General features: G+C 75.8%; 23 protein-coding genes. 6 read left to right on the top strand and 17 right to left on the bottom strand.

Annotation, left to right across the window (positions count from 1 at the left end; all coding sequences use genetic code 11):
- Positions 1-46: 46 nt before the first annotated feature.
- Both ABT263_RS31935 and ABT263_RS31940 read right to left on the bottom strand, forming a co-directional pair.
- Positions 47-484, bottom strand: a complete 438-nt coding sequence (locus ABT263_RS31935; protein ID WP_352295692.1) for an SH3 domain-containing protein — start codon at positions 482-484, stop codon at positions 47-49.
- 208 nt (positions 485-692) lie between these two features.
- Complete coding sequence (locus ABT263_RS31940; protein ID WP_352295695.1) at positions 693-1,067, bottom strand: DoxX family protein; 375 nt, start codon at positions 1,065-1,067, stop codon at positions 693-695.
- A 256-nt stretch (positions 1,068-1,323) separates the two neighbouring features.
- On the opposite strand from ABT263_RS31940, the gene paaI reads away from it, so the two are divergent.
- Positions 1,324-1,761: a hydroxyphenylacetyl-CoA thioesterase PaaI gene (gene paaI, locus ABT263_RS31945; RefSeq protein WP_352295698.1), complete on the top strand. Its 438-nt coding sequence runs from the start codon at positions 1,324-1,326 to the stop codon at positions 1,759-1,761.
- A 103-nt stretch (positions 1,762-1,864) separates the two neighbouring features.
- On the opposite strand, the gene ABT263_RS31950 is transcribed toward paaI, so the two are convergent.
- The 10 genes from ABT263_RS31950 to ABT263_RS31995 all read right to left on the bottom strand — a co-directional run bounded on the left by ABT263_RS31950 (position 1,865) and on the right by ABT263_RS31995 (position 14,551).
- Positions 1,865-3,130 (bottom strand): phenylacetate--CoA ligase family protein, encoded by a 1,266-nt coding sequence (locus ABT263_RS31950; RefSeq protein WP_352295700.1) that lies wholly within the window; start codon positions 3,128-3,130, stop codon positions 1,865-1,867.
- A 56-nt stretch (positions 3,131-3,186) separates the two neighbouring features.
- A complete protein-coding gene (locus ABT263_RS31955) occupies positions 3,187-4,059 on the bottom strand; it encodes an SDR family NAD(P)-dependent oxidoreductase (RefSeq protein WP_352295702.1) in 873 nt (290 codons plus the stop codon).
- On the bottom strand, positions 4,056-5,372 hold the full coding sequence (locus tag ABT263_RS31960) for an MFS transporter (RefSeq protein WP_352295705.1): 1,317 nt from the start codon (positions 5,370-5,372) through the stop codon (positions 4,056-4,058). Before ABT263_RS31960 ends, ABT263_RS31955 begins: the two co-directional genes overlap by 4 nt.
- Positions 5,373-5,440: 68 nt before the next feature.
- On the bottom strand, positions 5,441-6,673 hold the full coding sequence (locus tag ABT263_RS31965; RefSeq protein ID WP_352295707.1) for an AMP-binding protein: 1,233 nt from the start codon (positions 6,671-6,673) through the stop codon (positions 5,441-5,443).
- Positions 6,670-7,719: an ATP-grasp domain-containing protein gene (locus ABT263_RS31970; RefSeq protein WP_352295710.1), complete on the bottom strand. Its 1,050-nt coding sequence runs from the start codon at positions 7,717-7,719 to the stop codon at positions 6,670-6,672. The genes ABT263_RS31965 and ABT263_RS31970 overlap by 4 nt, the downstream gene beginning before the upstream one ends.
- Entirely contained in the window at positions 7,716-9,128 is a 1,413-nt protein-coding gene (locus ABT263_RS31975) for a KamA family radical SAM protein (RefSeq protein WP_352295713.1), read from the bottom strand. The genes ABT263_RS31970 and ABT263_RS31975 overlap by 4 nt, the downstream gene beginning before the upstream one ends.
- A gap of 6 nt (positions 9,129-9,134) precedes the next feature.
- Complete coding sequence (locus ABT263_RS31980) at positions 9,135-10,841, bottom strand: class I adenylate-forming enzyme family protein (protein ID WP_352295716.1); 1,707 nt, start codon at positions 10,839-10,841, stop codon at positions 9,135-9,137.
- Between the two features lie 241 nt (positions 10,842-11,082).
- Positions 11,083-12,459, bottom strand: a complete 1,377-nt coding sequence (locus tag ABT263_RS31985) for a flavin monoamine oxidase family protein (RefSeq protein ID WP_352295719.1) — start codon at positions 12,457-12,459, stop codon at positions 11,083-11,085.
- Positions 12,456-12,746, bottom strand: a complete 291-nt coding sequence (locus tag ABT263_RS31990) for an acyl carrier protein (RefSeq protein WP_352295722.1) — start codon at positions 12,744-12,746, stop codon at positions 12,456-12,458. Before ABT263_RS31990 ends, ABT263_RS31985 begins: the two co-directional genes overlap by 4 nt.
- A complete protein-coding gene (locus ABT263_RS31995; protein ID WP_352295725.1) occupies positions 12,743-14,551 on the bottom strand; it encodes an AMP-binding protein in 1,809 nt (602 codons plus the stop codon). Before ABT263_RS31995 ends, ABT263_RS31990 begins: the two co-directional genes overlap by 4 nt.
- A 618-nt stretch (positions 14,552-15,169) precedes the next feature.
- On the opposite strand from ABT263_RS31995, the gene ABT263_RS32000 reads away from it, so the two are divergent.
- Positions 15,170-15,604 (top strand): hypothetical protein, encoded by a 435-nt coding sequence (locus ABT263_RS32000; RefSeq protein WP_352295727.1) that lies wholly within the window; start codon positions 15,170-15,172, stop codon positions 15,602-15,604.
- Positions 15,605-15,688: 84 nt separating this feature from the next.
- Here the strand turns inward: ABT263_RS32000 and ABT263_RS32005 are convergent, their stop codons facing one another.
- Positions 15,689-16,006 (bottom strand): hypothetical protein, encoded by a 318-nt coding sequence (locus tag ABT263_RS32005; protein ID WP_352295729.1) that lies wholly within the window; start codon positions 16,004-16,006, stop codon positions 15,689-15,691.
- A 580-nt stretch (positions 16,007-16,586) separates the two neighbouring features.
- On the opposite strand from ABT263_RS32005, the gene ABT263_RS32010 reads away from it, so the two are divergent.
- The 4 genes from ABT263_RS32010 (at position 16,587) to ABT263_RS32025 (ending at position 19,024) form a co-directional block, all read left to right on the top strand.
- A complete protein-coding gene (locus ABT263_RS32010; RefSeq protein WP_329491499.1) occupies positions 16,587-17,417 on the top strand; it encodes an SDR family oxidoreductase in 831 nt (276 codons plus the stop codon).
- A 402-nt stretch (positions 17,418-17,819) separates the two neighbouring features.
- Positions 17,820-18,089: a hypothetical protein gene (locus tag ABT263_RS32015; RefSeq protein ID WP_352295731.1), complete on the top strand. Its 270-nt coding sequence runs from the start codon at positions 17,820-17,822 to the stop codon at positions 18,087-18,089.
- Complete coding sequence (locus ABT263_RS32020; RefSeq protein WP_352295734.1) at positions 18,079-18,546, top strand: tetratricopeptide repeat protein; 468 nt, start codon at positions 18,079-18,081, stop codon at positions 18,544-18,546. Before ABT263_RS32015 ends, ABT263_RS32020 begins: the two co-directional genes overlap by 11 nt.
- A 280-nt stretch (positions 18,547-18,826) precedes the next feature.
- Positions 18,827-19,024 (top strand): hypothetical protein, encoded by a 198-nt coding sequence (locus ABT263_RS32025; RefSeq protein WP_352295737.1) that lies wholly within the window; start codon positions 18,827-18,829, stop codon positions 19,022-19,024.
- A gap of 71 nt (positions 19,025-19,095) precedes the next feature.
- On the opposite strand, the gene ABT263_RS32030 is transcribed toward ABT263_RS32025, so the two are convergent.
- From ABT263_RS32030 to ABT263_RS32045, 4 genes are all read right to left on the bottom strand, one after another.
- On the bottom strand, positions 19,096-20,427 hold the full coding sequence (locus tag ABT263_RS32030) for a sensor histidine kinase (RefSeq protein ID WP_352295740.1): 1,332 nt from the start codon (positions 20,425-20,427) through the stop codon (positions 19,096-19,098).
- The gene (locus ABT263_RS32035) at positions 20,424-21,239 is read right to left on the bottom strand and encodes a response regulator (protein ID WP_352295743.1); all 816 of its coding nucleotides are present in this window, start codon (positions 21,237-21,239) and stop codon (positions 20,424-20,426) included. The genes ABT263_RS32030 and ABT263_RS32035 overlap by 4 nt, the downstream gene beginning before the upstream one ends.
- Entirely contained in the window at positions 21,236-22,123 is an 888-nt protein-coding gene (locus ABT263_RS32040; RefSeq protein ID WP_352295746.1) for a hypothetical protein, read from the bottom strand. The genes ABT263_RS32035 and ABT263_RS32040 overlap by 4 nt, the downstream gene beginning before the upstream one ends.
- A 238-nt stretch (positions 22,124-22,361) precedes the next feature.
- The gene (locus tag ABT263_RS32045) at positions 22,362-23,009 is read right to left on the bottom strand and encodes a class F sortase (protein ID WP_352295749.1); all 648 of its coding nucleotides are present in this window, start codon (positions 23,007-23,009) and stop codon (positions 22,362-22,364) included.
- Between the last annotated feature and the right edge of the window lie 238 nt (positions 23,010-23,247).

Raw genomic sequence — 23,247 nt, forward strand, 5'->3', positions numbered from 1 at the left:
CGGCGAGCTCTGGGCCGACCGGGTCGGCCCGGGGGGATCGGCGGAATCAGCGGGGGGCCGGCCCGATCTCGGTCGACCCGCCGGCGCACGGGGGAGCGGCGCGTCGGCACTCCCGGGGCGGGCAGTCCGCGACGGGTGCGGCGGCCGGCTCGTGGCGGGTGAGCAGGGACCAGAGCACCCAGCCGGTGACCCCGGTGCGGGTGACCGCGACCTGGCCCCAGCGGGTGCCGAGCGGGGAGGTCCAGGTGTCCAGGACCTCGACCCGCTCGCCGCAGTGCGTCAGGCCGAGCACCGTGTCGTTGACCGAGTGGTCGCGGCGGACGTTGGCGGCGCCCGCCGCGACCTCCCAGCCGGTGCGGCCGTTCTCGGGCGGCCGGGGCGCGGGGTCCGCGCCGGCCGGCCGGTCGCCGCCGGCGGCCACCGCCGGGAGGACCAGGATCGTCAGGGACAGGACCGCCGAAGCGGTCCGTCCGATCAGGCGCACCGGGAACTCGGTGGATCGGTCTGTGTGGGCATGTACGGCAGAACGAGCGGGCGATGCGTGTGCGGACCGTTTCCGCCGCGCGCCACCCGGACGGCGGCTGCCGACTCGGTCGATCGGGTGGCGTCCCGTGTCCCGGCCCGGCGGGGGCCGGGGGGGGGCGCCGCACCGCCGCCGGGCAGACCCGGTGGGCCCGGGTGCCCGGGGCCGGTCAGCCCCGCGGCCGCCGGCCGACCCGCAGCGCCCACAGGATCAGCGGCACCTGGAGCGGCAGCCGGGCCACGGCGAGGGCCGGCAGCGGGGCCGGCCGGTGCCGCCAGTCGTAGGCCATCTTCACGTTGGCCGGGAACACGGCGGCGAAGAGGCCCGCCGCGGCCAGGGCGCCGACCCGCCGGGTGCGCGGTACGGCGACCGCCGCGCCGATGGCGAGTTCGGCGACGCCGCTCGCGTACGTCCAGCCCCGCCGGCTGCCCGGGAGCCGCTTGGGCACGGTCGCCTCGAACGGGCGGGGCGCGGCGAAGTGCAGCACCCCGGCGCCGAGCAGCAGACCGCTCAGGAGCCGGGTGGAGAGTCTCGATCGCTTCACGGTCACTCCTCGGACGACGTGGTGCCCCGGACGCGGTCGGCGGGGCGTGCCGGGGGCCGCGCCCGGCCATGGTTACCGAACAGTAGCGTCCCGTCGTCCGGGCGGGAAGGCGCCCCCGGGACCGCGGGTGTGCCACGCGCCGTCCGGGAGGAGGGCCATTGACAGGCGGTGCCGCGGCTCGGTGTAATCCGGAGCGCAGGATGACGGGCGGTGCTGGTTCGGCCACCTGCCGGGCCCTCGGGGAAGGCGGGACGTCGTGGACGCGGACACCGGAGCGGCCCCGGCCGGGGAGTCGGCGATCGACGCGCTGTACGCCCGGGACCGGGCCTGCCACGCGCTGGGCATCACCCTCGACGAGGTGTCCGCCGGACGGGCGCTGATGCGCATGCGGGTCGGCCCGGACATGGTGAACGGCCACGGGACGGCGCACGGCGGCTTCCTGTTCCTGTTCGCCGACGCGGCGTTCTCCTACGCGTGCAACAGCCACGGCCCGGTGACCGTGGCCCAGGCCGCGCAGGTGACCTTCCTGGCCCCGGCCGAGGCCGGCGACGAGCTGGTCGCGGAGGCGGTGGAGCGGGCCCGCGCCGGGCGGCAGGGGATCTACGACGTGACCGTCCGGCAGGCGACGGGCAAGGTCGTCGCGGAGTTCCGCGGGCAGAGCGTCGTCATCGCCGGCCGGCCACCGGCGGGCTGACCGGCCCGCCCGGCGGCCCACCAACGACAGACCGGCGGCCCCGCCCGCGGCGCCGAGTCCCGCGGCCGCCCGTGCTGCTCAGTCCCGGGGCCGCTCGTGCTGCTCAGTCCCGGGGCCGCTCGTCCACCACCTGACGGAGCTTGCCCGTCCGGGGGTTGGTCGCCAGCTCGGCGCGGGGCACCCACTCGACGGCGAGGTGGTGGATCGCGCCGGACGCCACCTCGGCCGGGTAGAGCGGCACGGCCGCGTACACGGCCGCGACCAGCCGTTCGCCGAGCCCGCCCGGCGCCGCCGGCGGCGGCCCGGTGTACCCGAGGCGCAGCACGAGGCCGTCCCGGCCGTCCCAGCGGCGCTGCACCAGCTGCAGGCCCGAGATGACCCGGTCGGGGTCGGCGGCGAGCAGTACCGCGCGGATCTCCTCGGTCGGCAGGGCCACCGTGCCCACCCGGGCGCCCTCGTTCGACCGGCCGACCAGCCGGAACGTCCCGCGCTCCGGGTCGACCCACTCGGCGCGGTCCCCGGTCGGGTACCGGAGGATCGGCATCAGGGTGCGGAACAGATTGGTGACCACGACCCGGCCGGGCACGCCCGCGGCCGTGACCGGCTCGCCGGTCACCTCGTCGACCAGCTCCACCACCGTGCGGTCCGGGAAGGCCTCGTGGACGCGGACGTCGTCGCCCGGCACCGGCGCGCCGACCAGGCCGGCGTCGTTCGAGGCGTAGCCGACCGAGGAGACGGCCGCCTTCGGGAAGGCCTGCGACAGGATCGGCCGCAGGTCGGCGAAGAGCAGGTCGCCGCCGAAGAGCAGCAGTTCCACGGAGTCGGCGCTGCGCCCGCGCCGGACCAGGCACTCGGCCACCGCGCTGAGCTTCATCGGCTCGCCCGCGAGGACGTGCACGCCGAAGCCGGTGATCAGGTCGACCACGTAGTCGTCCGGCGCGGCGCAGCCGACCGGCAGGCGGACGTTCTCCACCGGCGCGTGGTGCAGCGCGTTCTCGATGTAGAGGAAGCCGCCGTAGAGTTCGCCCGCGCAGAACAGGTTGGCCACCCGGTGGCCGGGTTTCAGACCGGCCCGGACCATGCCCGCGCCGAAGGCGGTGACGGAGTCGGCGTGCTCGGTGCGCGACCAGGGGGAGAACTTCGGGACGCCGGTGGTGCCGCCGGTCTTGTAGACGCCGGCGTCGGTGAGCGGGCCGGTCAGCAACCGGTTGTCCGGCCAGGTGTTGGCGGCCCAGAACGCGGTCTGGTCGATGAGGGGAAGTTCGGTGAGGTGCGAGATCGTCCGGGGGACGTCGCGGTACGCCTCCGCGTAGAACGGCGAGTGGCCGCGGGCGAAGTCGACCAGCTCCTGAAGCGGTTTCGCGGGCACTGCTCCTCCTGTCGATCGGTGGGCGGGGAAGGCGCTGATGGTCCGTCGGTTCGGTGTCAGGCCGGGAGGTGCGGGTGCCCGATCCAGCTGTGGGCGAGGCGCTGCACGGTCGAGCCGTCCCGGTCGGCGAGTTTGTGGTCCAGGTGGGCGGCGGACCACGCGTTGGTGGGGACGCGGAAGGCCGGACGCTCGGCGAGCAGGGTCCGGACGACCACCTCGGCCACCTCCCGCGCGGGCTGGCCGGCGGCCTCCCAGCCCTGGGCGCCGAGCCGGTCGAGATAGTCGGTGAAGGTGCCCGCGTACGGGCCGGAGGCGGCCAGCAGGGTCGAGCGGTCGATGTCCGGGAACACGCCGAACGCGGTGTCCGGGACGAAGCCCGGTACGACCACCGACACCCGCACCCCGTGCGCCGCGGCGACCGGGGCGAGGCTCTCCATGAACCCCTCGACGGCGAACTTCGCCGCGCAGTAGGCCTCGTTGAACGGCTGGCCGACGACGCCGTGCACGCTGCCGATCGTGACCAGGCGGCCGCGGGCGGCCCGCAGCAGCGGCATCGCGGCCCGGCTGACCGCGACGACGCCGAAGAAGTTCACCTCCAGGTTGGCCCGCAGCGCGGCCGCGGTCGACATCTCCAGGGTGGGATCGGAGTTGGAGACACCGGCGTTGTTGACCACCGCGTCCAGCCGGCCGTACGCCCCCCGCACCTCGTCGAGGCAGGTGGTCACCGAGTCGGCGTCGGTCACGTCGAGGCGGCGGACGTCCACCGCGGCGCCGGCGCGGTCGGCGGCCGCGCGCAGGGCGTCGGCCCGGCCGGGCTCGCGTACGGTCGCGACCGTGCGGAACCCGGCCCCGGCCGCAGTGACGGCGGTGGCCAGCCCGATGCCCGAGGACGCCCCGGTGACCAGCAGGACACCCCGGTCCGGCGTCATGAGGTCTGCTCCGCCGGGGCGGGCGGGGTGGCGGTGGCCGGTCCGGCGTCGGCGGGCGGCTCCTGCGCCCCTTCCCGCTCGGTCGCGTCGAGCAGCGGCTGGATGCCGAGTGCGGGCAGGAAGGAGAGCGCCGCCAGCAGGGTGCCGCCGGCCATCACCGTCCGGGCCGCGTCCAGGATCCCCAGCGGACCGGTCAGCAGCGAGACGGCCAGCCCGCCGGCCAGGGCGGCGAGCGGGATCACCCCCCAGGTGACGGTCCGGAAGGCGGCGTGCATCACCCCCTGGTGCCGCGCCGACATCCGGGACTGCCGGGTGGGGGCGCTGCAGACGTTGATGCAGGACATGAAGAAGCCGTAGCAGCCCATCGTCACGGCGATCACCGGTCCGGCCGGCAGCGCGGGCGCGGCGAGCACCCCGAGGCCGACCAGGCAGTGCAGCAGCAGCGACCAGGCCAGCGTGCGCCCCAGGCCGAGGCGTTCACTGATCCTCGGGGCGACGACCGCGCCGGCCAGCGCGCCCACCGCGGCGACCGACATGGCCGCGCCGAAGACGCCGACCGAGACGTCGAGGCCCCGGTAGGCGAGCACGGGCAGCACCGTGACGAAGATCGGCCCGCCGCAGTTGAGGGTCACCGCGGCCGCCACCACCCGGCGCAGCACCGGGTCGGCCCGGTTGAGCCGGAAGCCCGCCGTCAGCCGTTCCCGCACGGAGCCGGTGGCGACCGTCCGTTCGCCCCAGGCCGGCATCCGGCGGAAGCAGGCGGCGGAGACCAGGTAGCTGGCCGCGTCGACGAGCAGGGCGGCGACGCCCAGCGCGCTGTAGAGGCCGGCCGCGATCGACGGCCCGGCCACCTCCGACACCGAGCCGCTGCCCTCCAGTCTGGAGTAGGCGCGGACGAGTTGGTCCTTCGGCGCGACGGCGGGGACGGCGACGAGGTAGCCGACGTTGAAGAAGATCGTCGCGCCGCTGATCACCGCCACGCAGCCCACCAGCAGTAGCGTGGAGAGCGCGTCCAGCCAGTACGCCAGCGGGACGGCCGCGACGGCGACCAGTCGGACGAGGTCGCAGACCAGCATCGTCCGGCGCTTGTCCCAGCGGTCGACCAGCACGCCGGCGACCGGGCCGAGCAGCGGGATGCCCAGGTACTGGGCCATCGCCACGACGCCGACCTGGAGGGCGCTCGCGTGCAGCACGAAGATCATCAGGGTCGGGACGACGAACACGGTGACCCGGTCGCCGACCGTGCTGACCGTCTGGCCGGCCCAGAACAGGTTGAACCCGCGCCCGAGCGAGACGGGCCTGCGCGGCTTCACGGGCCCTCCCGGCTTCACGGGCCCTCCCGGTTTCACGGGCCCTTCCGGCTTCAGGGGCTTCCGCGGCTTCACGAGCCCTCCCGGACGACGAGGCCGGCCGTCTTGCCCGTCCGGCCGTTGCTGACCAGCTCGTCCACCCGGCGCACCCGGAAGGACTCCGGATCGTGCTGGAAGGCGGTGCTGAGCGTGAAGGTCGCGGACAGCACGGCCCTGCGCAGCCGCTCGGTGTCGGGCGGTCCGCCCGGGCCGGCGAGCAGCAGCAGCTCGACCGTGGCGGCCCGGCCGTGCTCCTCGGTGATCACCACCTGGGCCCGGGACACCCCCGGCTCCCGCTCCGCCCGTGCGATGACCTCGTCCACGTGCAGTCCCAGCCCGCGGACCTGCACCACGCTGTCCCGGCGGCCCAGGACCCGCATCGCGGAGCCCGGCCGGCCGCACGGACAGGCCAGCAGCGTCCCCGCGTCGCCGGTGCGGTAGCGCAGCACCGGGTTGAGCACCGCCGGGTCGAGCGTGGTGAAGTCCAGCAGCTCCGCCGCGCCGACGTGCACCAGCTGTTCGGGCAGCGGGTGGAAGGTGTCGGCCGGACAGTCCGGGGTGTTGGTCCCGACCACCCAGGTCTCCGTACTGCCGAACATGCCCCACCGGCGCGCCCGCGGGGCGACCGCGGCCAGGTCCGCCTCCAGCTGCGGCTGCCACGCCTCGCCGAGCCAGAGCACCTTGCGCAGCGCCGGCAACTCCAGCCCGGCGTCCCGCGCCCGGGCGAACCAGAGCCGGAGCACGCTGGGTGTCCCGCCGATCGCGGTGACCCGGGCGGTCGCGAAGAACCGCAGCCAGTCGGCGTACTCGTCGGTGGCGACCGAGCCCACCGCGAGGATCCGGCACCCGGCGAGGTCGGCCAGCGCGGCGGCGAGGAAGTGCGCGCCCCACATCCGGCCGGCGCCCCAGGCGTTGACGAAGACGTCGTCGCGCTCCAGCGGCCGCCACCGCGCGTGCACCCCGGCCATGTAGAAGCCGGTGGGGGCGTGGCCGACCTTGGGCGCTCCGGTGCTGCCGCCGCTCTGGAAGAGCCAGGTCGCGCCGGCGCCCGGGGCGGCCCGGGGTTCGAGGTGCGCGAGGGCGGCGTTCAGGCCGTCCTTGTCCAGCGGCGGCAGCGCGGCGAGCCCGTCGAGCGTGCGCGGGGCCGCGCAGTCCGCGTAGCGCAGCGCCAACTCCGGTACACCGCGGAGACGTTCGAGGGTGCGCCGGGCGACGTGCAGCCGCGGCTCGGCCGCGTCCGGGGGGAGTGAGAACAGCTCGGTCATCGCGTCCGGGTCTCCGTTTCCGAGGTGGGCGTGGCCGGTTCGCCGCCGCGGCCGGCCAGCCAGGCGGCGTGGGCGTCCCGGTAGGCGGTGAACCGGGCGCGGGTGATGTCCCGTTGCAGGGTGCGCTGCGGGTCGTCCAGGTCCGGGGCGATCACCCCGTCCGGTTCGAGTTCGGAGAACCAGTACCGTTCCCCGTCGAAGAGGAAGTCGACGCAGAAGAACGGCATCGGTAGCCGCTCGGCGAAGTAGGCGGTGGCGGCGGCGAGTTCGGCCGGGACGGGCGGGAACTCCATGGCTCCGCCCCGGCTGGCGTTGGCCACCGGTGAGCCCGGCTCCGGGATCCGCTTCATCACGGCGTACGGCTCGCCGTCGACCACGTACACCCGGTAGTCGACCGTCCCGTCGCCGAGGTAGGGCTGGACCACGAGCGTGGTGTCCCCGCCCTGCGCCAGGCTGGCCAGGCCCCGGAGGTCCTCGGCGCTGCGGGCCAGGTTGATCCCGCCACCGCCGCACCAGCCGGCCGGCTTCACGATGGCCGGGTAGGTCATACCGCCCAGCGCCACCTCGTACTGGTGCTTGGCGATGTCGCGGCCGGTGCCGATCCGCACGGTCGGCACCGGGGGGACGGGGGAATCGGCGAGGTGCAGCAGGGTGGCCAGCTTGTCGTTCCCGATGAGCGACATCAGCGGGGGGAACGGCAGGTAGAACCCGGCCTGTTCGAGCACGGCGTAGAGCGCGTACTGGTTGAAGACGTCCATCGACTGGTACGGCAGCGAGTAGAGGGCGGTCACGAAGAGGGTGTCCTGCGGTGAGACCGCCTCGTCGTCCACGTAGACCACCGGCCGCCCGCGTACGGTGCCGTCGACGGTGACCGCGTCGGGGGCGTGCCTGGTCCAGCTCATCCCCAGGCCCTCGGCGACCTCCGCGTAGAGGTCCCAGAAGAAGGGGTGCCAGGTCGCCGCCATCCTGGTCGACTCCCGGTCGGGGAAGATCCAGCACATCCGGCGCAGCGGCCCGGCGCCGGGCGCGGTGGGGGGTGGGGTCACGGCGTGTCCTTCCGAGGGGGTGCGGACGAGGGGGCGCCGGGCTGCTCGGACCACCAGCGGCGGCCCGGCTCCGGGAGGGTGTCCACCGGGTCGTAGTACAGGTGGCGCCGGTCGAGCACGGCGTCGAGGTCGGTGCTCTCGCGGGCCTCCGGTGCGGTGCGGTAGTCCTTCGTCCAGGAGGAGATGCCGCGTTCGCGGTCGTAGGCGACCGCCTGGTGCACCCAGCGCTTGCCGAGCTGGGGGACGTCGCAGACGATCCGCGGGGTGGCGTAGCCGGGCAGGTAGCCCATGATCGCCTCCTGGAGCCGCTGGGCCCGGTGCACCGGAGTGCGCCAGTGCTCGGCGCCCGGGATCATGTCGCAGAGGTAGAAGTAGTAGGGGAGGATGTTCGCCTCGCCCTGGAGGGCGAAGCAGAGGTCCAGCAGGTCCTCGGGGGTGGCGTTGACCCCGCGCATCAGCACGCCCTGGTTGCGCACGTCCCGCACGCCCGCGTCCAGCAGCGCCCGGGCGGCCTCGGCGACCAGCGGCGTCACCGACTGCACGTGGTTGGCGTGGGTGTGCACGGCGAGGCTGACCGACCGGCGGGCCGCGACGGCGGCCACCCGGCCCAGCCCCTCGACGATCCGCGGCTGGAGCCAGTGCTGCGGCAGGCCGACCACCGCCTTGCTGGCCAGCCGGATGTCGCGCACCGACTCCAGCTCCAGCAGCCGCAGCAGGAACGTCTCCAGCTGCGGCCAGGGCACGTTGGCGAGGTCCCCGCCGGAGACCACCACGTCGCGCACCGACGGGGTGCGCTTGAGGTGGTCGAGGATCTGCTCCTGCCGGTCCACCGGCCGCAGCGCCAGCCTGGTCTTGGTGACCTGGGGGGTGGAGTTGCCGACCAGGTCCATCCGGGTGCAGTGCCCGCAGTACTGCGGGCAGGTGGCGGTCAGTTCGGCCAGCACCTTGGTGGGGTAGCGGTGGGTGAGCCCCTCCACCACCCACATCTCGGCCTCGTGCAGGGAGTCGCGTTCGGCCTTGGGGTGGCTCGGCCAGCGCGGGTGGCGGTCCGCGCGGACGGGCAGCATGTAGCGGCGGACCGGATCGGCCAGGAAGGCCTCGGTGAACGCCTGCGGCACGGTCGGTGCGTGCGGCGCCATGGTGTTCAGCATCTGCGGCGGCAGCAGCATCGACATGGTGGCGAACCCGGCCTGGTCGGCGGCGAGTTCGTCGTAGAAGCGGTCGGTGAGCAGCGATCCGACGACGCCCCGCAGCTGCCGGGCGCTGCGCACGCAGTGCGCCCGCTGCCACTGGGCGTCCCGCCACTGCGCCGCTGTGACGTGGCGCCAGCCCGGCAGCCGGCGCCAGTCCGGCTCGGCCAGCGCGGTCCGGACGTACTGGTAGGGCTGCCGGGTGGGTTGGCGGTCCATCGGGCGCTACTGGCCGGTGAAGCGGGTGGCGAAGCGGGTCCGCAGTTCGCGCTTGAGCACCTTGCCGGTCGGCCCGAGCGGGAAGTCCTCCGGTGTCCGGGCGATGCTCACCGCGGCGAGCGTGGCCAGTCCGGCGCCGGCGAGCGCCTTGTTGGCGGCCTCCTGGACCTCCTCGGCGGTCGCCGCCGCGGCCTCGGCCTGCAACCGGACGACGGCGAGCGGCCGTTGGCCCTCACCCGGCGCCCCGGGCACGCCGATCACCGAGCAGTCCTGGACGAGCTCGCCGCAGTCGGCCAGCAGCACCTCCTCGATCGGCAGGCTGTAGACCGGGCCGGCCGCGGTGTCGATGACGTCCACCGTCCGGTCGAGGTGGTAGAAGTTGCCCTCGGCGTCGCGGCGCGCCACGTCGCCGGTGAGCCAGTGGCCGGCCAGTTCGAAGCTCGCGGTGAGCCGCGGGTCGTTCCAGTACCCCGGGGTCCGCGAGGGGGAGACGACCCCGAGCAACCCGACCGTGCCGTCCGGGAGTTCCTCGCCGTCCTCGCTGAGGATCGAGGCCCGCCGGACGACCTCCAGCGGCTTGCCGACGCAGCGGTCGTCGCGGGCACTCTCCGGTGTGGTCACCTGGCCGAACAGCGCCATGCCCATCTCGGACGAGCCCAGGCCGTCGATGAACTGCGAACCGGGCAGGTCGGGTTGCTCGGCCCGCTGCCGGGGCAGCAGCCACGGCCGGATCAGGCCCGCCGGCCGCCGCCCGAGCCGCACCAGCCGCCGGATGTGCCCGTAGTGCGCGCTGTCCCCGGTGTTGAACCAGGAGTGCACCTCGGCCGCGCCCCTGGTGGGCGGTTCGCCGGTGGCCAGCTCGACGAAGGTGCGCGGGAAGGAGGCGACCATGGTGGGCCGGAAGGCCTCCATCACCGGCTCCACGACCGCCCGCCGCCAGTCGGACATCACCACGGTCGGCAGACCGAGCAGGGTGGCGGTGAGGAAGTAGCTGAGGCCGCCCGCGTGGGTGTGCGGCATCATCGACATCAGCCGGTCGTACGGCTCCGCGGGGAAGCGCACCATCCGCGGCTGCTTGCCGTCCCAGAACTGACGGTGCGCCAGCATCGTGGACTTCGGCGTGCCGGTGGTGCCCGAGGAGTGGATCAGGGCGACCACGTCGGCGTCGGCGTGCCGGTACGGGTAGACCTCGGGGAGCCGGGCCGCGCCGGCGTCGAAGGCCCGGATCTCGGCGGCCGGCACGATGAACCGGGGGCGGCGGCTCGGGGTCTCGCGGTAGGCCGCGGCGAGGCGGGTGGGATCGTCCGCCACGATGCCGACCACGCCCACGTGGTCGAGGTAGCGGACCATGACGTCGTGCCGCATGGCGTCGTTGACCAGGGCGGGGACGGCGCCGAGGGCGGTCAGCGCGAGGAAGTGCAGCAGTGGTTCCAGGCCCTCGCCGACGACGATGCCGACCGGCTCGCCGGGGCGCACGCCGTTGGCCCAGTACCAGCTGGCGTAGCAGTCGCGCAGGGCGGCGAGGTCGAGCAGGCTGTGGCCGCGCAGGACGATCGCGCCGCGGTGGTCGGTGTGGTGGCTGTAGGCGAACGGGACGGCGCGGTTCGGGTTGACCGCGAGGGCGTGGTCCAGGAAGTTGCCCGCGCCGAGGGCGGGTTCGGTCATCAGCCGTTCCCGGGCGGCGAGGGGCGCGAGGGGACTCCGGTCGCTCATGGCGGTCTCCTGGGGGAGTGGCCCGGCGGGGTCCTTGTGGAACCGGGCCGGGCGACGGTGGGGGGCCGGCCCGCGCTGCGGCGCGGACCGGTTGGTGCGGGCGTGCGGGCGTGCGGGTACGACGGGGCGCCGGGTGGCGGTGCCCCGGGGCGGGGACGGCTGCCGGTGCGCCTTCGTGAACGGCCCGGCCGGGGCGGGGCCGCGGTGGGTGCCGGGCTGGGCACCCGGCTGGGTGCCGGGGTCAGTCCCGGGCGAGGATCTCGGCGACGACCCGGTGGCCGGAGCGGACGGCGCCCTCCATCAGCCCGAAGTACTCGGTGCTGGTCTCGGTGCCGGCCCAGTGCACCCGCCCGTGCGGTGCGGTCAGCGTCGGCCCGTACCGGAGCCAGTCGCCGGGCCCCCGCAGCGCCGCGTAGCAGCCCTGGCTGTACCGCTCGTCGACCCAGTCGGTGATGTGCAGGCCGGTCGGCGGCGGGAGCATCGGGAAGATCCGGGCGGCCTGCTCCACCACGGCCGCGCGCTGCCGCCGCGGGCTCAGCGCGCCGAACCGCCGGGCCTCGGCCCCGGTGACGAAGCCGGTCAGGACGCCGACCCCGCCGTCGGCCGGTGAGTCGTCCACCGTCGACAGCAGCGGGCCCTCGGCGTTGACCGACCAGCCGGAGAGGCCGTGCGCGCGCCAGAGCGGCGCGGGGTAGACCAGGGTCGCCTTCACGGCGCAGCCCCGCGCCGTCCGGTCGCCCGCCCGGGGCACCGCCGGCGCCGGCCGGTGCTCGACGGCGTCGGCGAGCAGCGGCGGCAGCGCCAGCACCGCGACGTCCGCCCGGTGGGCGCTGGCCGTCGCGTGGACGGTGACCCCGGCGTCGTCCTGGTGGACCGCGCGGACGGCCTCGCCGAGCCGCACCCGGCTGCCCAGCCGGCCGGCCAGCCGCTCGCACACCTGGTGGGCGCCGCCGGTGATCCGGTCCTGCTGGGCGCCGCCCTCGAAGGCGTTGAGGTAGCGGACGCCACCGCCCGAGCGGAGGTAGAACGCCATGTGCAGGACGGAGACGTCGGCCGGGTCGGCGGCCATCATCTCGCCGAGGAACAGCGGGAAGAAGAGCCGGGCGTCCGGGTGGGTCAGCCGCCCGTCGGCCCATTCGGCGGCGGTGAGGGTGTCCAGCCGCTCGGCGTCCGGAGTGAGCCACGGCGCGTCGGGGCGGACGGCCGCGGTGAGTTCGTCCAGCAGGTCGAAGAGGCCGCCGAGTGCCACGGCGTTGAGCGGCGGGAACCGGCCGTCCCGGGTGGTGCCCTCGGGGCCGAGGACGAACCGGCTGGCGCCCCGCATCGTGGTCGGCGTGGTGTCCAGGCCCAGTTCCTTGACCAGGGCGAGGAGTTCGGTGTGCCGCTCGCCCAGGTAGGCGGCTCCGGCGTCGACCTGGCAGCCGGGCGCGACCGGCAGGCCGCGGGTGCGCCCGCCGACCCGGGGGCGGGCCTCCAGCACGGTGACGTCGATGCCCCGGGCCGCCAGCCCGGTGGCGGCGGTGAGGCCGGCGAGCCCGGCGCCGACCACGACGGCGGTCCTGACCCGGCCGGGCTCCCGAGGTGGGGGTGCCGCCGCGGCGTCGTCGGCGTCGGTCATCTGCCGGCCGCGATCTTCTCGGCGAGCGCCCGGGGCGTCGGCGCGAGCAGGAAGTCGTCGAAGGTCAGCTCCACGCCGTGGTCGCGGGCGATCGCGCTGAGCACCCGGGTGGCGATCAGCGAGTCGCCGCCGAGCTGGAAGAAGTCGGAGTCGGGCGCGACCCCGGGTGTCTCCAGCACCCGGCGGAAGACGGCCACCAGACCGTCGACCCCGGCGGCGGAACGCTCCGCGGCGGCCGCCGCCGGTGTGCCGTGGACGGCGGTGGAGAGGGTGGTGTCAACGTTCATCGAAGGTCTCCTTTGACCTGTTCGGGGGCCGCGTACCGGCGGTGCGAGCCAGCCCGGTCGACCTTTCCGCTCGTGGTGCGCACCAGCTCGGGCACCACGGTGATCCGGCTGGGCACGAGATGGCCGGGGACCTCCGCGCGCAGGTACGCCAGGACGTCGGCGTCCAGCGTTCCTCCCGTCGCGTCCGCCCGCGCCACCACATAGGCGACCAGGGCGGACCGGCCGGCGAGCGTCGCCGCGGCCACCGCCACCGCGTGCACCCCGGGGTGGCCCGCGATGTGCGCCTCCACCTCCGCCGGGTCCACCCGGATGCCCCGGACCTTGACCTCGCCGTCCAGCCGGCCGCGGTGGGTGAGGAGGCCGTCCGGGGACCCGCTCACGAGGTCGCCGGTGCGGAAGCAGCGGACGCCGTCGACGACGGTGAACCTGGCGCCGGTGGCCTCGGGCAGGCCGTGGTAGCCCAGCGCCACGGACGGCCCGCCGATCAGCAACTCACCCTGTTCGCTGATCAGTTGAACGACATGGCGGAGCGGGCGGCCGATCGGCGCCCGAGCGCCGCCGGGCCAGTCCCAGCCGGTCGGGGGCGCCTGCGGGCCGTGCAGGTCGACGGCGTGGGTGATCAGCGTCGTCTCGGTGCAGCCGTAGGTGTTGACCAGGCGGATCCGCCCGGTGTCCAGCACGGTCCAGTCGGCCAGGCGGGCGGGGCTCGCCGGCTCGCCCCCGATCACCAGCACCCGTACGCAGTCGGGCAGGGGTGCGCCCTCCTCGGCCAGGTGGAGCACCAGCTCGTGCCAGAAGGCGGTCGGCAGGTCGAGGACGGTGATCCGCTCGCGCTCGACCATCCGCAGGAACCGCGGGAAGGACCCGCGGTGCGCCTCGTCGTCGAACACCAGGGTGGCGCCCGCGGTGAGCGTCGGCAGGATCTCCTCGAAGCAGGTGTCCCAGTTGAGGGAGGCGAACTGCAGCACGCGGTCGTCGGGGGTGAGGCCGAAGAGCTCGCGCAGCGAGGGCACCACGGCGGCGAGGGCCCGGCGGGGGGTGAGGACGGGTTTCGGCTGTCCGGTGGAGCCGGAGGTGAAGAGGAGGTAGGCCGGTTCCCCGCCGGCGGTCCCGCTCCGGCTCCCGGCGCCGTCGCGGGCGTCGCTGTGGCCGGCGTCCGCGTTCCGGCCGGCGTCCGCGTTCCGGTCGGAGTCCGCGTTCAGGCCGGGGTCCGCGTTCCGGCCCGGCTCCGCCGGAGGCGGGCGAAGGGTGTCCGGCGCGGCGCCGGGAACGGCGTCCGGCGCGGTGCCGGGCGAATTCGGAACGCCCGTCCGGGCCGTTCTCCCCAGGTTTGCGGAGAATTCCGGCAGGGGGGCCGGGGCGATCCAATCGAGGCCGAGTCGGTGTGCCGATCCGGGATCGGCCGCGACCATTGTGCGACAGCCGACCGCCGAGAGCATCGTCTGCGACCGGTGGGCCAGGAATGCCGGATCGGTGGGGCAGTAGACCCCGCCCGCGGCGAGGATGCCGAGCAGCCCGACAACCGTTTCCGGAATGTGGTGCGCCTGCACGGCGACCACCCCCGGATCGGGCCCGAGGCGCCTGGCCAGGTCGCTCACCGCCGCGTGCAGACGGGCGTAACCGATGGCCCGGCCGTGCCGGACGATCGCCGGGCGCTCCGGAAAGCGGCCAACGGTTTCCGTGAACGCGTCAAGTAAGTCGGAAGGAACTCCAGTGGTGCTGTTGTCATGTGACATGCCCGCCCCAAAGAATTGCTCGCAAGCGCTCATTCGCGCTCGGCGGACCGGGACTCTACCTTCGAACATGCGGTGTCACAATGGCTGTTGAGGATATTGCGGCGACGTGGTGTGGTCGAATGGTGAACGAAGCCGCGCTGCCGAAGAATGTCCGCCGTCGCCGGATTGACGTCGGTGGCGATGGGAAAGAATGGCGCCGAGCCATGTCCCGGTGAACGTCCGCCGACCGTTCGTGCCGGGTCCGACGGAGCCTCATGGGTGGGGTCCGCCCGCCGGCGCGGCCGGGCGCGGGCGCACCGCCGGTCCGTTCGGCGCCGCCGCCCGGGAGGTCGCCGTGAGGCGCGGGTGAGACCGCTGCGGTGTTCGGAGCCACGTCGCCGGTCGCGGGGCCTCTCCCAGGCCGTGACGACGCGGTCGCGGCCGGCGCCGCCGCCCGGACCGGTCCCGGTCGGCCGCCGCCACCGTGCGTCGGCCGGGCTCCTCCAGGGTCGGCCCGTTCCGGCCGTGGCGCGGGGTGTCGCCGCCTGGCCGGCGGTCGCGCCGCGCCCTGGCCGGCCGGTGGTGACCGGTTCCTGCCACGGTCGGCCGGCGCAGGCCTGGCTGCGCGCCGACGGGGCAGACGGACCCGGAGAGAAGCCCCGGGCACCCGGGTCGGGCCCGGATGCCGATCACCAAGGAGGAGTCGCCGTGAGTGATGCCGTACCGCCCTCGCCCTCGCTGTCCGTTGCCGAACTATCCGCGGAGGCGGCCGAGTTGCTCAGCGCCGCAGTGCGCAGCGGCGCACCCGGGGGAGCGCCCGGCCTGGTGCTCCCGGGGGACGCGGTCGAGGCCGTCGCCGCGCTGGCCGGGGTGACCGCCCGGCTGCCCGAACTCCTCGACCAGCTCGCCTCGTTCCTCAGTAGTGAGCAGGCGGCCGGGCGCGTCGGCCCGGCCCGCGGCGAGGGGCTCGACGGGGAGCGGGCCCACGAGGCCCTGCGGGCCGCGCGCGACGCCCGCGAGCACCTCTACGAGGCGGCCCGCACCGCGGCGCTGGTCGCCGAGGCGGTGACGGCGGCCGCGACCGTGCTGGCCCCGCTCGGCATGGCCCACCCGGCGGGTCGACCGGCCGAGCCGCACGCCTGAGGGTCACGGCCGGGCCGACGCGCCCCGGCCGTGACCCTCACCCGGCGGCTCGCCGGCTCGGCCGGCTGAGTCCGGAGACCGGCCCTACGGGAGGATCGGACCGATCGAGACCTGGGTGGTGTAGACCCGGCTGTTGCCGCAGTTGGCGGTCGCGGTGCCGTCGCCGAGCCGCAGGCCGCTGGTGACGGTGAGGCCGGACATGCACTTGGCCGAGACGGACCAGGCCCGGCGGGGTTCGAGGCCGGAACAGACGCCGACGCCGAACGGGCCCGACGGGTAGGCGACGCACGAGCCGGTGGTCGGGTTGTCGGCGCTGGCCCGCGCCTCGGCGGCGGTCGGGGCGGCCAGCACGGCGGCGGAGGCGAGCAGGGAGGTCAGCAGCAGGGCGGTGGTGCGGCGCATGGGGAGTCCTTCCGAGGGTGGTGGCGGCGCGCGAGGGCTGCACCGGTCAGATGGGGTCCGACGGTTTCCGCTGGGCTCCGATGAGTCGGTGAGGTGCCGTCAGTTGTGTGGGGCGGGTGAGATCCTGAGGGGGATGTGTGATGACTGTCAACGGTGTGTGACATGAGCAGGCGACTTCGCGCCACCGGGTGAGACTGCTCGGCGGTCAGACTGCTCGGCGGTCCGCCACGGGGCGCCCCCGACTCTCGCGGGCCACCTATCGGTCAAGCGGCCGGACTGCTGGAAATGACGGGTGACAGACACCCGGGGCTGGTCCGGGCTCCGCCGCGCGCTCGCGGACCCGACCGGGCGCCAGACCCTGGAGGACCTCCGCGCCGACGGTCGCGCGATCCCCTGGGCCCGGAGCGCCGCCCGGCCCGGGGTCCCCTTCGGGGCCGCCCCGGCCGAGGGGCGCGTGGCGGATTCCCGCGCCCCTTCGCGCCACCGCGCGCCGCAGGGCGGTCGGTCCCGGCTCTGGGCGGCGGCGGACGGCTCTGGGACCGTGGCGGGACACACCGCACACGAGGTCAGGGGGGCCGTCATGGCACGACGTTGGCTGGTCACGGGTTGTTCGTCCGGGCTCGGACTGGCACTGGCGAGAGCGGTGGCGGCCGCCGGGGACACCGTGGTGGCGACCGCCCGCAAGCCGGTGGCGCTGGACGGCCTGGTCGGCGAGCACCGGGGCCGGGTCGTCCCGGTCGCCCTGGACGTCCGCGACCCCGGGCAGTGCGCGGAGGCCGTCGCGGTGGCGGTCGACCGCCTCGGCGGCCTGGACGTCCTGGTCAACAACGCGGGCTGCGGGCTCTTCGGAGCGGTCGAGGAGGTGGGCGACGACGAACTCCGGGACCAGCTGGAGATCCTGGTGGTGGGCCCGTGGCGGCTGGCCCGCCTGGCGCTGCCCGTGATGCGCGCGCAGCGCGGCGGACACATCCTCAACGTCTCCTCGCTGGCCGGCCGGACGGCCTTCCCCGGCCTGGCCGCGTACGTCACCGGCAAGCACGCCCTGGAGGGCATGACCCAGGCGCTGGCGGCCGAGGCGGCCCCGTTCGGCATCCGGGTCGCCGCGCTGGAGCCCGGCGGCTACGCCACCCGGTACGGCTCCTCGCTCGCCGACGCGGCCGGCCGCTCGCCGGACTACGCGGAGTTCACCGGCCCGATGCGCAGTGCGCTCGGTGCGCTGGCCGAGGTGCCCGGGGTCGGCCGGCCCGAGGACTTCGCCCGGCAGGTGCTCCGGATCGTCGAGGCCTCCGGACCGCTCCCGGTGCGGATACCGGTCGGGCCCGGCAGCGCCGAGCACCTGACGGCGGTCGAGGAGGCGGCCCGCGCCGAGATCGCCGCCGCCCGGGCCCTGTTGGCGCCGCCGCGGACCTGATCCGGCGACCGGCCAGGCCGCGCCGGACGCCGCAACCGCCCTCCCGGTCGGCCCCCTCCGTCGTAGCCTGGCCCGCGGGGACCCCGCTACGGCGACCGGCCGGCGGGGTGGCGGGCAACGGTGCGAGCCGGGGGGCGGCATGCGGAACACGGTCAACGGCGGGACGTTCTTCCACGCGGTGGTGCAGGGCCGGAACGTCACCATCCAGCTGCCGGCGCCCCAGGACCCGGCCCTGGCCGGACTGCCGGAGCCGAACGCGTCGTTCCCTGGGAGGGCTGGGCACTGCACAACCTCGGCGTCGCCCGGCTCGGCAGCGCCCGGTACGAGGAGGCGGCGGGGACCTCCACCCGGGCCCTGGAGTGGTTCCGGGACGCCGCCAACGCCCAGGACGCGCTGGGCGAGGTGATGGTCCTGGACCACCTCGCCGAGGCGCTGGAGCGGGCCGGGCACCCGGCGGAGGCCGTCCGGGCGCGGCGGGCCGCACTCGACGCCGCCCGCCGTACGGGCCGGCCGGTCCGCTGGCCCTTCCTGCGGCTCGCCGTGACGCTCAGGGCGGCGGGCCGCGCCGACGAGGCGGTCGACGTCCTCGACGAGGCCGCCGCGGTCTTCGCGGACTCGGGGGACCCGAAGGGCCAGGCCGCGGAGCTGACGGCGCGCCGCGGTGCTCGGTGAGCTCGGGCGGCTCGACGAGGCCGTCGCGGCCGGCACCCGGGCCGCCGAGCTGCAGCGGGCCTGCGGCGAGGGCGACGGCGAGGCCTCGGCGCTCTACAACCTGGGCACCATGCTGGTGCGGGCGGAGCGGCTCCGGCCGGCCGAGGAGGCGCTCGGCCGGGCCGCCGAGGTCTTCCGGGCCATCGACGACGACCACGGGCGCGGGGAGTCGCTGAACAACCTGGCCTACGTGCTGATGCTGCTTAGCCGCTTCGGCCGGGCCGCCGCCGCGCAGGCCGAGGCGGCGGAGCTGTTCCACCGCAGCGACGACCACGCCGCGGAGGCGATCGCGGTCGAGGGCCTGGCCGCCCTGCGGTCCGCCCGGCCGGGCCTGCGCGCCCGGGCGGTGCCGGACTGCGGCATCGCCCGGGCGGTCGCCTCGACCCGCCGGTTCACCCCACCGCCGTGCGCGCGCTGACGCCGCGTGCTGCTGCCTGCCGCCGCCGCCTGCGTGCCGACCGACGGGCTGTCGCGTCGCGCCGGGCGCTGGGCCGTTCGCCGGGGCGGCTCACCCGACCGGGGCATGTCTGTCACCCGTTCGTACCGCTCGGGTGGCGAAAAGGGCGACTTGCCCGCGTTCGTGTGCAAACGTTTCGCGGGTGCCCCTCACCGGGCGCCTCTGGGGCCCGTTCCGGGCCCGGCCCGTTCGTGAGGGCGGGTGGCAGAGCAGTGATGACCTTGGAAGGCGTGAGATGTCCGTGCGTGGAAACCTTGGCAAGTTCGTCGTCACCGCGGTTCTGGCGGCCGCGGCCGTAGTGGCCGTGCCGACCGCGGCGCTGGCGCACAGCGAGCCCCAGCCCTCGTCGTCGTCGGGTCTGGCGACGGGCGCGGCCTCGGTCGGCCTCTTCGGCCCGAAGCTCAGCTGGCTGGAGGCGTTCAGCAAGAGCAACGGCTGACCGACGGCTTCCCGACACCCGGGCGCCCCGGCCGCATCGAGCGGCCGGGGCGCCCGGCGTCGTGTCGGTGCCTACGGGTGCGCGCCGTCCGGCTGGGCGGGGGCGGTCTGCTCGCCGGGGTCGAGCTCCTCGGCGGGGGGCTCACCGGGCTCACCGGCGCTCCCGGCCGGCAGGACGAGGGAGGCGACGGCGCCGCCGTCCGGGTGGTTGGCGAAGGTCAGTTCCGCGCCGATCACCCGGGCGTGGCCCTGGGCGATGGTCAGGCCGAGACCGTGTCCGCGCCCGCGCTCGCGCACGCTGGTGCGGAAGCGCTGAGGTCCGTGCCGCAGCAGGTCGTCGGGGTAGCCGGGGCCGTGGTCGCGGACGGTGATCCGCAGCCCGTCGACGCTCAGCAGCACCGGGCCCCGGCCGTGCCGGTCCGCGTTCACCAGCAGGTTGGCCAGGATCCGGTCCAGCCGGCGCAGGTCGGTGCGCACCACCGGTCCGTCGGCACCGGGTGCTGGGTCGGTCGGGGCGTCGCCCTCCGCCCGCACGGACAGGTCGACGGTCAGGCCGGTGATCGTGACCGTCCGCCGGACGGCCCGGCCGAGCGGCACGGGGGACAGGTACGGCGTCTCCGCGTCCGCGTCCAGTCGGGAGACCTCCAGCAGGTCCTCCACCAGGGAGCGCAGCGCCTGGACCCGGTTGCGGACCAGCTGGGTGGGCCGCCCCGGCGGGAGCAGTTCGGCGGCGGTGACCAGACCGGTGAGCGGGGTGCGCAGCTCGTGCGCGACGTCCGCGGTGAACCGCTGCTCGTCCTCCAATCGGCGGTGCAGCGCCTGGGACATCGAGTCGACGGCGGCGGCGAGGTCGGCGACCTCGTCCCGGCCGTCGCCCAGTTCGCCCATCCGGGTGTCCGTCCGCCCGGCGGCGATCTCGCGGGCGGCCGTCGCGGCGGTGCGCAGCCGGCGGCTGATCCGGTCGGCGACGAGCACGCCCGCCAGGACGGTGGTGAAGACCGAGGCGGTGACGGTGATCAGGATGATCCGGTCGAGGTCGCCGATGGCACCGCGGTCCGCGGTGAAGTCCACCCGGACGGACAGCACCGCGCCGTCCACGGGCGCGGCCGCCCACATCGCCTCGCCCTGCGGACCGGTGGCCAGTACGGATCCCTGGTGGCCGTCCGCCGCGAGCGCGCGCAGCCGGGGCGGCAGCGCCGGATCGTCCAGGGCGACGCCCGGGCGGGCGGGTTCGCCGTTGCGGCCGTAGGAGGTGAGGGCGGAGTCCAGCGCGCCGAGTGCGGACCGGCGGGCCTGGTCGACGTGCTGACGCACCATCGCCTGGTGGACCAGCAGACCGACGCTCAGCGCGACCAGGACGGAGATCGCGGCGACGGCGGTGGCGATCTGACGGCGCAGGGTCATGCCGGGCGCCGCAGCTTGTAGCCGAAGCCGCGGACGGTCTCGATCCGACCCGAGCCGATCTTGGCGCGCAGCCGCTGGACGTGGACGTCGACCACCCTGGTGTCGGCCCCCCAGTCGTAGTCCCAGACCCGTTCGAGCAGACCGGAGCGTTCCAGCACGGTGCCCGGCGCGGCGGTGAACTCCAGCAGCAGCCGCAGTTCGGTGGGGGTGAGCGGGACGAGGCGGCCGTCCACCCGCACCTCCATGCTGTCGGTGTCCACCTCCAGTCCGTCGATGGCGCGCACCGTGCGGGCCGCGGGCGCCGGCGCCGGTTCGGCGTCGGCGGGTGCGGAGGCGGGTGTCGCGGTGGGCGTGGCGGGTCCGGCGGGTGTCGCGGCCGGCGCTCCGGTGCCGGCCGCCGGTCCGGGCGCGGGCGCAGCTCCGGCCGGCGCCACCGGGACCCGGCGCAGCACCGTGCGGATCCGGGCCACCAGCACCGCGCTCTCGAACGGCTTGACGACGTAGTCGTCCGCCCCGGCCTCCAGGCCCGACACCACGTCGACGGGGTCGGTGCGCGCCGACATCATCAGGATCGGCAGCTGGCTCTCCTCGCGGATGCGCCGGCAGAGGCCGACCCCGTCGAGGAGCGGCAGCATCACGTCGAGCAGGATCAGGTCGGGGTGGGCGGTGTGGAACGCCTCCAGCCCCTCCAGCCCGTCGGCGGCCGTGCTGACGGGGAATCCGTAGCGTTCCAGGGCCATCCGGGTGGCCTCGCGGATCACCTCGTCGTCCTCGACGATCAGGATGTGCGGGTGGACGGGGGCGGGAGTCATCGCTTCGCTTCCGGGGCGGCCGGGGTCGGGAGGGCCGTGGTCGGCACCGCCGTGCCCGGGCGGGGGGCGGGGACCGGGACCGCCTGGTCGGGGCGGCGGGGCTGGCCCACCCCGCTGGAGGGCGAGACCGCGGGCTTGGCGGAGAACGGCGCGGCACTCGGCTGGGCGGCTCCGGCCGGCTCGGAGGGCCGGTCGGCGGGGGTGGGGCCGCGGCCGGGCGCCGTGACCGGACCGATCGCCTCGACCCGCTGCTCCAGCAGGACGAGCCGGGTGCCGTTCCAGCCGTAGTGGCTGATGGTGCGGGAGGAGGGGGTGGTCGCCTCGTTCAGCCAGAGGTCGGCGGCGAGGGTCTCGGCGCTGAACGCCCGGAGCACCGCCACCCGGAGGACGGGCACGACCCCGCCGCTGCCCAGGGCGTAGACGTGCAGGACGACCGAGCCGCCGGTGGCGACCGCGGCGATCAGCTCGGGGCGGCCGTCACCGGTGAGATCGCGGAACTCGGGGTCGCGGACCCCGCAGTCCGGACAGCCGGTCAGGGCGCGCCGCTCCTCCGCGGACACGGCCGGGTCCTTGGCCAGCAGGGCGCCCAGGTCCACCGAGGTGAGGTCCGGGCCGGGCACGGCGACACCCGGCACCGGAACCGGTGGCGGCTCGGCGGGGCCCGTCTCGGACGCGGCGGGGGAGGTCGGCGACGGCGCCGCGGCCAGCGCCGGCCAGAGCGGCTGCGGCTTGGGGGACGGCGTCACGGGCCGGGCGGCCCCCGCGTCCCGCAGTTCCCCGGGGGTCGCGCACCCGGCCAGCGCCACGAGCAGGCCGAGGACGGCGACGGCGGATCCGCGCGCCGCCGCCCGGGGCCCTCGGCGGGGTGGGTGTGCTGCTGCCACGGTGGTCGTCCTCTTCCTGGTCTGCGGCGAGGCGTCGGTTCGCCCACGTTTGATAGGTCGCCCGAACGCTACCGGGTGGTTCCGCCCGCCCGGGCACCGCCCACCTGCGGGGAGACCCCGGCGGCCGGGTGCCGCGGCCGTCACGCGGGCGCGACGGCCGCGGCACCCGGTTGCGGCCGGTCGGGTCGGTCGGTCAGGCCGGCGCGGTCGGTCCGCACCGTTCGTCGGGCCGGCCCGGTCAGCTCGCCGGGGCGCCCGGGGGGACCAGGTCGGCGAGGACGATGATGTTGTCCGTCCAGTGGCCGTCCGAACCGATCCGCCCCCCGCAGGTGATCAGCCGGAGCTCCGGCGCGCTGGTGTTGCCGTAGACCGTCTCGGTCGGGAACCGGTCCTTGCCCGCCTGGAGCAGGGAGCGGACCTTGAACTCCACCGTGCTGCCGTCGGCCCGCCGCACCTGGACGAGGTCGCCCGGGCGGAGCTTCGGCAGACCGGCGAAGACCGCCGGGCCGTGCACGGTGTCGTAGTGGCCGATCAGGACGGCCGGGCCGGTCTCCCCGGGGGTCGGTCCGTTGCGGTACCAGCCGACCTCGTCGGCCCGGTCGGCGGACGGGACCTCGACCGTGCCGTCCGGGTGCAGACCCAGCCCGGAGACCGGCGCGTCCACCCCGGCCGAGGGGACGACCAGCCGGCTCGGAGCCGACGCGGCGAAGGGCCGCGGGGCCGGGGTGGCCGCCCCGCTCGCCGCGGCCGGTCCGGTGGCCGGCCCGCCCGCCCGGTCGGCGGCCGGGACGGCGGGGTCCGCCCGGTTCACGGAGGGCTGGATGCGCACCACCGGGGTCTGCGTGCCCGACAGCGCGACGGAGGCGCCGAGGACGAGGCAGAGCACACCGCCCGCGCCGAGCGCGGCCCGGCGAACGCCGACCGACCCGGAACAGACGGTCCGGCGGGGCCGCCGACCGCCGGACCACCGGGTCGCGTCGCGCCGGGCCCGGCGGGTGGCCGGCCCGGTGTCCGGATCGCTGTTCGGCGAGGCCAGGCTGCACCACGCCGACGCCGTGCTGCGGGCCGACGACATCGCCGCCCAGGGCCCACGCCTGGGCCGGCACGTCACGATCGTGCGGATC

Source organism: Kitasatospora sp. NPDC001603 (assembly GCF_040298365.1).
Classification (GTDB): domain Bacteria; phylum Actinomycetota; class Actinomycetes; order Streptomycetales; family Streptomycetaceae; genus Kitasatospora.

Excerpts from the sequence above, each read along its gene's own strand:
- ABT263_RS31955 (WP_352295702.1), bottom strand. The coding sequence starts at position 4,059 with ATGACGCCGGACCGGGGTGTCCTGCTGGTCACCGGGGCGTCCTCGGGC.
- ABT263_RS31965 (WP_352295707.1), bottom strand. The coding sequence starts at position 6,673 with ATGACCGAGCTGTTCTCACTCCCCCCGGACGCGGCCGAGCCGCGGCTG.
- ABT263_RS31975 (WP_352295713.1), bottom strand. The coding sequence starts at position 9,128 with ATGGACCGCCAACCCACCCGGCAGCCCTACCAGTACGTCCGGACCGCG.
- ABT263_RS31980 (WP_352295716.1), bottom strand. The coding sequence starts at position 10,841 with ATGAGCGACCGGAGTCCCCTCGCGCCCCTCGCCGCCCGGGAACGGCTG.
- ABT263_RS31985 (WP_352295719.1), bottom strand. The coding sequence starts at position 12,459 with ATGACCGACGCCGACGACGCCGCGGCGGCACCCCCACCTCGGGAGCCC.
- ABT263_RS31990 (WP_352295722.1), bottom strand. The coding sequence starts at position 12,746 with ATGAACGTTGACACCACCCTCTCCACCGCCGTCCACGGCACACCGGCG.
- ABT263_RS31995 (WP_352295725.1), bottom strand. The coding sequence starts at position 14,551 with ATGTTCGAAGGTAGAGTCCCGGTCCGCCGAGCGCGAATGAGCGCTTGC.
- ABT263_RS32005 (WP_352295729.1), bottom strand. The coding sequence starts at position 16,006 with ATGCGCCGCACCACCGCCCTGCTGCTGACCTCCCTGCTCGCCTCCGCC.
- ABT263_RS32010 (WP_329491499.1), top strand. The coding sequence starts at position 16,587 with ATGGCACGACGTTGGCTGGTCACGGGTTGTTCGTCCGGGCTCGGACTG.
- ABT263_RS32030 (WP_352295740.1), bottom strand. The coding sequence starts at position 20,427 with ATGACCCTGCGCCGTCAGATCGCCACCGCCGTCGCCGCGATCTCCGTC.
- ABT263_RS32035 (WP_352295743.1), bottom strand. The coding sequence starts at position 21,239 with ATGACTCCCGCCCCCGTCCACCCGCACATCCTGATCGTCGAGGACGAC.